Raw genomic sequence first — 6,442 nt, 5'->3', positions numbered from 1 at the left:
GGCGCGGATCTGCTGGATCCGCGCCCCTCGTTCGTCCGACGGCCGGAGTCAGCCCAGGTCCGCCACGCGTACGGACCGGCCCTCTGCCGCAGAGAGTCGAATCGCGTCGAGGACCGCCTGGCCCGCCACCCCGTCGTGGAAGGTCGCGGGCCGGGGTTCGGTCGCCGCGATCTGCTCGCCGAGGATGCGTCGGCGGAACGCGTCGGCGAGGCGGGCGTAGGGCGCCCGGTCCAGCCCGGTGGCGTGCAGCCAGTCGTAGGTCGTGCTGAACAGGTCGAACGGCGGCGGTTGGGGAGCGGGGTTCTCGAGATCCGTGGGCACCGCGACCTCGCGTTCGCCGCTCGCGTCGGCGTGCCGGACCCGGTCGCCGTCGATCCACACGGTGCCCGCCGTGCCGGCGATTCGGGTGGTCATCAGCAGCGGACCCCACGAACCGACCGTGCTCTGGAGCACGCCGTCGACGCCGTCGACGGTGCGGAATTGGACGGTGAAGCTGTCCTCGGCGGTCTGCCCACGATCGGCCACCACCGGAAGTCCGGCGCTGACCGAGTCGAATTCACCGAGGGTGCAGCGGATCTGGTCGATCATGTGGGTGCCCTGGGCGCCGAGCCAGCCGCCGCCCGCGGCGCCGTCGGTCCACCAGCCCGGCGCCTGGCTGCCCTCGGCGGCGAACATCGGCAGGTGCATCAGCAGGGTGGCGAGCTTCGGCGTGCCGATAGCGCCCTCGGCGACCTGGCGGGCGAGCAGGGCCTGCGGCGTCGCGTACCGGAACTCGGTGCCGATCTGGTGCACCACGCCCGCACGTTCGACCGCGTCGAGCATTGCCCGAGCCTGCGTGAGATCTGCGGCGAAGGGCTTCTCGCAGACCACGTGCAGACCACGCTCGGCCGCCTCGATCGCCAGCTCGGCGTGGGTGTGCGGGGGAGTGGCGATGGTGACGGCATCGATGTCCGTCGCGGCCATCGCCTCGCCCAGTGATGTCACGGCATGGGCGATGTCGAAGCGCGCGGCCCGTTCGGCCGTCCGGGTGCGGTCGCGCCCGATCAGCGCCCGTACCTCGAAGCCTGCGTCCCGGAACGCGGGCACGTGGGTGATGCAGCCGAAGCCGGTGCCGATCACCGCCAGCCCGAGTGTCTTGTCAGTCATCCCGCGCACACTAGTGCGCGGCGCGGCGTCCCCTGACGAAATACGCAACGGGCCCGAGGATGTTGACGAAGGCCAGCGCCCGCCAGAGCTTCTTGGGGCCGCGGATCAGCTCGTCCGGTCTGCGGGAGATGTCCACCTGGGTGGCGATCAGCATGACCACCTCGACGATGCCGAGCGCGACGATTGCCTGCCTGGTGCGCGGACCGAGCTCCGACCACTTCTTCTTCGCCATGGGGACCAGGCTAGTGCCGCCCGGCATCCAAGATCGCTAAACTCGGGCAATGACGAAATGGACCGCGCAGGACATCGTCGATCAGCAGGGACGCACGTTCGTGGTGACCGGTGCCAACAGCGGGCTCGGGGCGGTAACGGCCCGCGCACTGGTCGGTGCCGGCGCGAACGTGGTGCTCGCGTGCCGGGACGTCGCGAAGGCCGAAGAGGTCGCGCGCCCGCTCGGATCGCGCGCCGAGGTCCGCAAGCTCGATCTCGCGAACCTGGACTCGGTGCGCGAGTTCGCCGCGGGTATCGATGCCGTCGACGTGCTGGTCAACAACGCGGGCGTGATGGCGGTGCCGAGTCGACGCACCGCCGACGGATTCGAGATGCAGTTCGGTACCAATCATCTCGGACATTTCGCCCTCACCGGCCTGTTGCTCGACCGGATCACCGACCGGGTCGTCACGATGTCCTCTCTGATGCACCGATTCGGCACCATCGACCTGGCCGACCCGAACTACCAGCAGCGTACCTACCGCCGGTGGCCCGCCTACGGGCAGTCGAAACTGGCGAACCTGCTGTTCGCGTACGAGCTCAACCGCCGCCTGGCATCGGCCGGTTCGTCGGTGAAATCGGTTGCCGCGCACCCTGGTTACGCGTCGACCGGTCTTCAGTCCCACACCGACTCGCTGTGGGACCGGGTGATGGGGCTTGGCGACCTGATGGCACAGAGCGCCGAGATGGGCGCGCTCCCGGAGCTGTACGCGGCGACGGTCGCCGACGTCGTCGGCGGCACCTACTTCGGCCCGGACGGGCCGTTCGAGCAGCGGGGCTACCCGAAGGTCGTCGGGTCCAACGCGAAGTCGCGCGACCGGGCGGTGGCGGCCGCCCTGTGGGGCGAGTCCGAGACGCTGACCGGCGTCACCTACGAGTTCGGAAGCTGAGAACATGTCGATTCGTCGTCTCAACCATGCTGTGCTGTTCGTCGCGAACCTCGAGCGCAGCCTCGCGTTCTACGAGGGCGTGCTCGGATTCAGGCAGCTGCCGGGCGGTTTCGCCGGTGCGGCGTTCCTGCAGGCGGCGGGTTCCGCCAACGACCACGACCTAGGGCTGTTCCAGAGCCCCAACGGGCCCAGCCGCGCCCGCCAGGGCGACGTCGGTCTCTACCATCTCGCGTGGGAGGTCGGGACACTGGCCGAGCTGGCCGAGATGCGCGGAAAGCTCAGTGCCGCAGGTGCACTGGTGGGCGCGAGCAACCACGGGTCGACCAAGGCGCTGTACGGATCCGATCCCGACGGCATCGACTTCGAGGTGTGCTGGCTGGTGCCCGACGACCGGGTCGAGGAGGAACTCGTCCCGGGAATGCCGCCGACCCGACCGCTCGACATCGATGCCGAAATCGAGCGGTACGGGGCGGACACGCCGAGCGGTCCGCGCACGGATCACGCTGTGTGGCAGCGGATTTTCGCCGACCGGGCCTGACGGTCAGTCGTCGGACTCGGCGACCACCAGCGTGACCTCGATGTTCCCGCGCGTCGCGTTGGAGTACGGGCACACCTGGTGCGCCTTGGCGGTGAGGTCCTCGGCCTCGGCCCGCGTCAGGTGCGGCAGCGACACCTCCAGGGTCACCTCCAGCCCGAAGGCGCCGCCGTCGAGGGCGCCGATGCCGACCCGGGCGCCGACCGCGGAGTCCGCGACGTTCGCCTTGGCCGCGCGCGCGACCGCCTGCAGCGCGGAGTGGAAGCACGCGGCGTAGCCGGCCGCGAACAGCTGCTCCGGGTTGGTGCCCTCGCCGCTGCCACCCATGGCCGCGGGAATCGCGAGGTCGAGGTCGAGCCGGCCGTCCGAGGTGCGGGCGTGACCGTTGCGTCCCTCGCCGGTGGCGAGGGCTTCGGCGGTGTAGAGGACCTTCATGTCGTTCTCCTTCGGTGGTCGATCAGTGGGGCGTGACCGCGTGCAGGGCCTCGGTGACCCGGACCAGCGCGGCCCGGAGCGAGGCCAGTTCCGCCTCGTCGAGCCCGGTGGACTCGGCGAGCAGGCGCGGGATGTCGCGGGCCCGATCGCGCAGCGCCGCGCCCTTCCGGGTGAGGTGGATCTCGACCCGTCGTTCGTCGGTGTCCAGGCGCCGACGAACGACGAGGCCGAGCCCCTCCAGTCGCCTGAGCAGGGGTGATCCGGTGCCGGTGTCGAGATTGAGTTCCTCGCAGATCTCGCGGACGCCGCGACCGTCGCGCTCCCACAACACGAGCATCACCAGGTACTGCGGGTAGGTGAGGCCGAGGTCGTCGAGCAGGGGGCGGTAGACCGCGGTGGCGGCGCGCGAGGCCGAGTAGAGGGCGAAGCACACCTGGCGGTCGAGGGACAGATCGTCGGTCACGAGAATCAAGGTAGCGCACAGTTAAGTTGTGCACAACAGGTGTGAATCGCCACCGTAGTTGTCATTTCCCGCAGCCCTGACCCGTGTGAGCTCGGAGGGCCGCAATTCCGCACGACCTGTGACTCGTGCCCGAGAGCCGTGAGCCATCGTCGACCGGCCCGACCGCGACCCCGGTGTATTCGATTGCCCAGCTCTTCTCGGTTCCGCCATGGCCTGTCTGAACTCGTGCAGCGAGCGGGAGTATCAGCGACGCGGACGAGGCGGAAGACGGAAGCCGGGACGAGTACCACGCAGTACCGGGGGCTTCGAGTCGAAGCAAACATTGGCGACCGCAGTCGCGCTGCTCAGCTGGTGGCCGCACCCGTCTGTCTGTGGGCGGGATCGCCGATAAGCAGCGGCCTTTCGTCGCAGGCCGTTGACGGGCCAGATCGGGCGCGCGGTCATGCTCGGTGATCGGCGCACTTGAAGATCGGCAAAGGAGTGTCCGGATCTGGTCCATCTGGTTCAGTGGTCCTGATGAGCGAACTACCAGGGTCGGGCGGCCGTCTCGTTGCGTTTGCTGCTGGTGGTTTTCTGAGTATCGCCGGAGACCGACCCCTTGCAAAGCAGAGTCCATTTCGCCGAGTGACGGCTTACGCTGCGGGGTTGGTGGGCGCCGCAGCGATTTATCCCGCTGCACACCTGGGGCGGCCCGCTGATTCCGCCGTCCTTACCCGCGAATGGACTGCCGTTCTAGCGACGACCATCGTCTTGGCCGGTGCGGTCGCCCTGCCGTCGCATTGGGCCAACCGGCTGACTGCAGCCGGATGGTTTGCGCATGCGGTGTTTGACCACGCACACGAGCGAGGCGCCTCATCGCGACTTCCCAGGTGGTATCCCGCGCTGTGCGCCGGCTACGACGTGGGTGTAGCAGCGCTGCTGTTGTCGGCCAACTGCGTCTCGCAGCAGAAGCGGCCAACCATCGTGACCAATGGCAAACTATCGTGACGATTGGCCAACTACGGTGGCGACTTTCGGTCGCGATCGTGGTCAAGATAGTTGGCAATTGTTCGGAACCCCGGCTGCAGCGTGAACTCGGCTTCGGTCGGCAACTCCTCGTCAACGGATTTGCCGCACCGCGGACGCCCTCCGATGATGGAGCCAGACGAAACCGGCTGCCCGCCAATAGGCGAGGAACCGTCCTGCACAGGCAACCCGTGTAGGACGGATGCGCAGGACGGGTAACCAGGACACCGGATTCCAGCACTTCCCAGGACTACGTTCCGGTCCGGCACCCTGCTCCTGTCAGCGGTATGCGCCTGGCTCGAACACCTCGCAGGTTAGGAGACATGCTCTAGGTGGTCGCCGCCTGGTGCAGACCGAACTGCACGCCCTGGTCGTCGGTGCAGGCGGTGAACCGTCCGAATCCGGGTTCTTCGGGCCGGGGGTCCTCCGCGGTGCCGCCCAGCGCGCGGACGGTCCGCACGGCCGCTTCGATGTCGTCCACGGCGAAGTACATCGCGATGCGCGCCTCGGCATCCTGGTCGTGCAACCCGGCCATGGTGCCCGGCGTCGTGATCGAGACCTGGTCGCCGACGCCGGTGGGTGGGAACTCCCATCCGAACAGTCGTCCGTAGAACGCCTGCGCGCGTCCGGAGTCGGGGACGCCGATCTCGAAGAAGGTCAACTCGCCGTGCATGTCAGCTCCCATTTGTCGGTGATTGGTACCGGTCACCGTAGGAGGGTTCGGGGCGCGGGTCTTGGACGTTTGTGTCGCTCGGACCGATTGGAGGCGCTGTCAGATTCCGGCCATGCCGGCGGCGGCCGGATCCGCGTCCATTCCGGTCAGGTATGACCCGGGAGGGCCGCCGGCCAGTTCCCGGAACTCCCGATTGAGGTGGGCCTGGTCGTAGTAGCCACAGGTCGATGCGATCGCGGTCAGGGAACGGTGCCCGGGTTGGTGCAGCAGGTTCACCGCTCGATGAAAGCGCACCAGCCGCGCCATCGACTTGGGCGTGAGGCCGACCTGCTCGCGGAATCGGTCAGCGAGCCGCTTACGGCTCCAACCGGTTTGGTCGTGCAGTGCGCTCATGCTGAGATTGCCGCGACTGCTGAGGAGTTGCTGCCACGCGCCGGCCAGCACCGGGTCCACGTCTCGTCCGCGCTGAGCCCGCGCCGTCAGAACCGAGTCCAGGAGATGAAATCGTTCCGCCCAGGTAGCGGCAGCGCCTATGCGTCCGACCACCTCCGCTGCCCCGTCCCACAGCTCGGCGAGGTCGACGACGCGGTCGGTCAGATCCGAGGCCGGCACGCCGCACAACTGTAGGGCCGACAGCGGCGACAGTTGTGCTTCGAGCACGGTCTGCGTTCCGCTGTGAGCGGCCAGAGTCGCTGTGCGACCGACGCCGACAAGCACCGCTGAAGTGCTCAGATCGCCGCTGGGGCGGCTGAGGGACAACGGCTCGGCGAGGCTGATCACGAGCACGGGGCTGGGCGACGGGAGCTCGCGACGCAGGATCGGCATCACCGACACCTCCCGGAAACCCCCGTACCGAGAAACCAGGCCGGCAAGAGTGGGCGCCGGGGTCGCGGAAACTGCTACCCACCGCGAGCGGGTGCCACTACCTCGCCTGGTCTCGCCCACGGTGGCCACCGACCCAGTCTGCCGCAGGCCGTAGTTGACGCCCACCCGCAGGCCTTCAACGGTGTCGACCTGTGATCGCG

At 68.5% G+C, this 6,442-nt stretch carries 8 protein-coding genes; 2 read left to right on the top strand and 6 right to left on the bottom strand.

Annotated features, from left to right (window positions below; translation table 11 throughout):
* Positions 1-48: 48 nt before the first annotated feature.
* Together ACFXGJ_RS13945 and ACFXGJ_RS13940 are read right to left on the bottom strand one after the other, a co-directional pair.
* Complete coding sequence (locus ACFXGJ_RS13945; RefSeq protein ID WP_378620609.1) at positions 49-1,146, bottom strand: Gfo/Idh/MocA family protein; 1,098 nt, start codon at positions 1,144-1,146, stop codon at positions 49-51.
* A 10-nt stretch (positions 1,147-1,156) separates the two neighbouring features.
* Entirely contained in the window at positions 1,157-1,378 is a 222-nt protein-coding gene (locus ACFXGJ_RS13940; RefSeq protein WP_378620606.1) for a hypothetical protein, read from the bottom strand.
* 49 nt (positions 1,379-1,427) lie between these two features.
* Between ACFXGJ_RS13940 and ACFXGJ_RS13935 the strand changes: the two genes are divergently transcribed.
* Together ACFXGJ_RS13935 and ACFXGJ_RS13930 are read left to right on the top strand one after the other, a co-directional pair.
* On the top strand, positions 1,428-2,306 hold the full coding sequence (locus ACFXGJ_RS13935) for an oxidoreductase (protein WP_378620602.1): 879 nt from the start codon (positions 1,428-1,430) through the stop codon (positions 2,304-2,306).
* Between the two features lie 4 nt (positions 2,307-2,310).
* The gene (locus tag ACFXGJ_RS13930) at positions 2,311-2,844 is read left to right on the top strand and encodes a VOC family protein (protein ID WP_378620599.1); all 534 of its coding nucleotides are present in this window, start codon (positions 2,311-2,313) and stop codon (positions 2,842-2,844) included.
* Positions 2,845-2,847: 3 nt separating this feature from the next.
* On the opposite strand, the gene ACFXGJ_RS13925 is transcribed toward ACFXGJ_RS13930, so the two are convergent.
* From ACFXGJ_RS13925 to ACFXGJ_RS13910, 4 genes are all read right to left on the bottom strand, one after another.
* The gene (locus ACFXGJ_RS13925) at positions 2,848-3,276 is read right to left on the bottom strand and encodes an organic hydroperoxide resistance protein (RefSeq protein ID WP_378424513.1); all 429 of its coding nucleotides are present in this window, start codon (positions 3,274-3,276) and stop codon (positions 2,848-2,850) included.
* 22 nt (positions 3,277-3,298) lie between these two features.
* Positions 3,299-3,739: a MarR family winged helix-turn-helix transcriptional regulator gene (locus tag ACFXGJ_RS13920; RefSeq protein ID WP_378620596.1), complete on the bottom strand. Its 441-nt coding sequence runs from the start codon at positions 3,737-3,739 to the stop codon at positions 3,299-3,301.
* Positions 3,740-5,072: 1,333 nt separating this feature from the next.
* The gene (locus ACFXGJ_RS13915; RefSeq protein ID WP_378620593.1) at positions 5,073-5,417 is read right to left on the bottom strand and encodes a VOC family protein; all 345 of its coding nucleotides are present in this window, start codon (positions 5,415-5,417) and stop codon (positions 5,073-5,075) included.
* 99 nt (positions 5,418-5,516) lie between these two features.
* Positions 5,517-6,242, bottom strand: a complete 726-nt coding sequence (locus ACFXGJ_RS13910) for a helix-turn-helix domain-containing protein (protein WP_378620591.1) — start codon at positions 6,240-6,242, stop codon at positions 5,517-5,519.
* Between the last annotated feature and the right edge of the window lie 200 nt (positions 6,243-6,442).

It is taken from the genome of Rhodococcus sp. NPDC059234, from assembly GCF_042754225.1.
Taxonomy (GTDB): Bacteria; Actinomycetota; Actinomycetes; order Mycobacteriales; family Mycobacteriaceae; genus Rhodococcus_G.
This window is presented reverse-complemented; position numbering and strand designations above follow the sequence as displayed.

Excerpts from the sequence above, each read along its gene's own strand:
- ACFXGJ_RS13945 (WP_378620609.1), bottom strand. The coding sequence starts at position 1,146 with ATGACTGACAAGACACTCGGGCTGGCGGTGATCGGCACCGGCTTCGGC.
- ACFXGJ_RS13940 (WP_378620606.1), bottom strand. The coding sequence starts at position 1,378 with ATGGCGAAGAAGAAGTGGTCGGAGCTCGGTCCGCGCACCAGGCAGGCA.
- ACFXGJ_RS13935 (WP_378620602.1), top strand. The coding sequence starts at position 1,428 with ATGACGAAATGGACCGCGCAGGACATCGTCGATCAGCAGGGACGCACG.
- ACFXGJ_RS13930 (WP_378620599.1), top strand. The coding sequence starts at position 2,311 with ATGTCGATTCGTCGTCTCAACCATGCTGTGCTGTTCGTCGCGAACCTC.
- ACFXGJ_RS13925 (WP_378424513.1), bottom strand. The coding sequence starts at position 3,276 with ATGAAGGTCCTCTACACCGCCGAAGCCCTCGCCACCGGCGAGGGACGC.
- ACFXGJ_RS13915 (WP_378620593.1), bottom strand. The coding sequence starts at position 5,417 with ATGCACGGCGAGTTGACCTTCTTCGAGATCGGCGTCCCCGACTCCGGA.
- ACFXGJ_RS13910 (WP_378620591.1), bottom strand. The coding sequence starts at position 6,242 with ATGCCGATCCTGCGTCGCGAGCTCCCGTCGCCCAGCCCCGTGCTCGTG.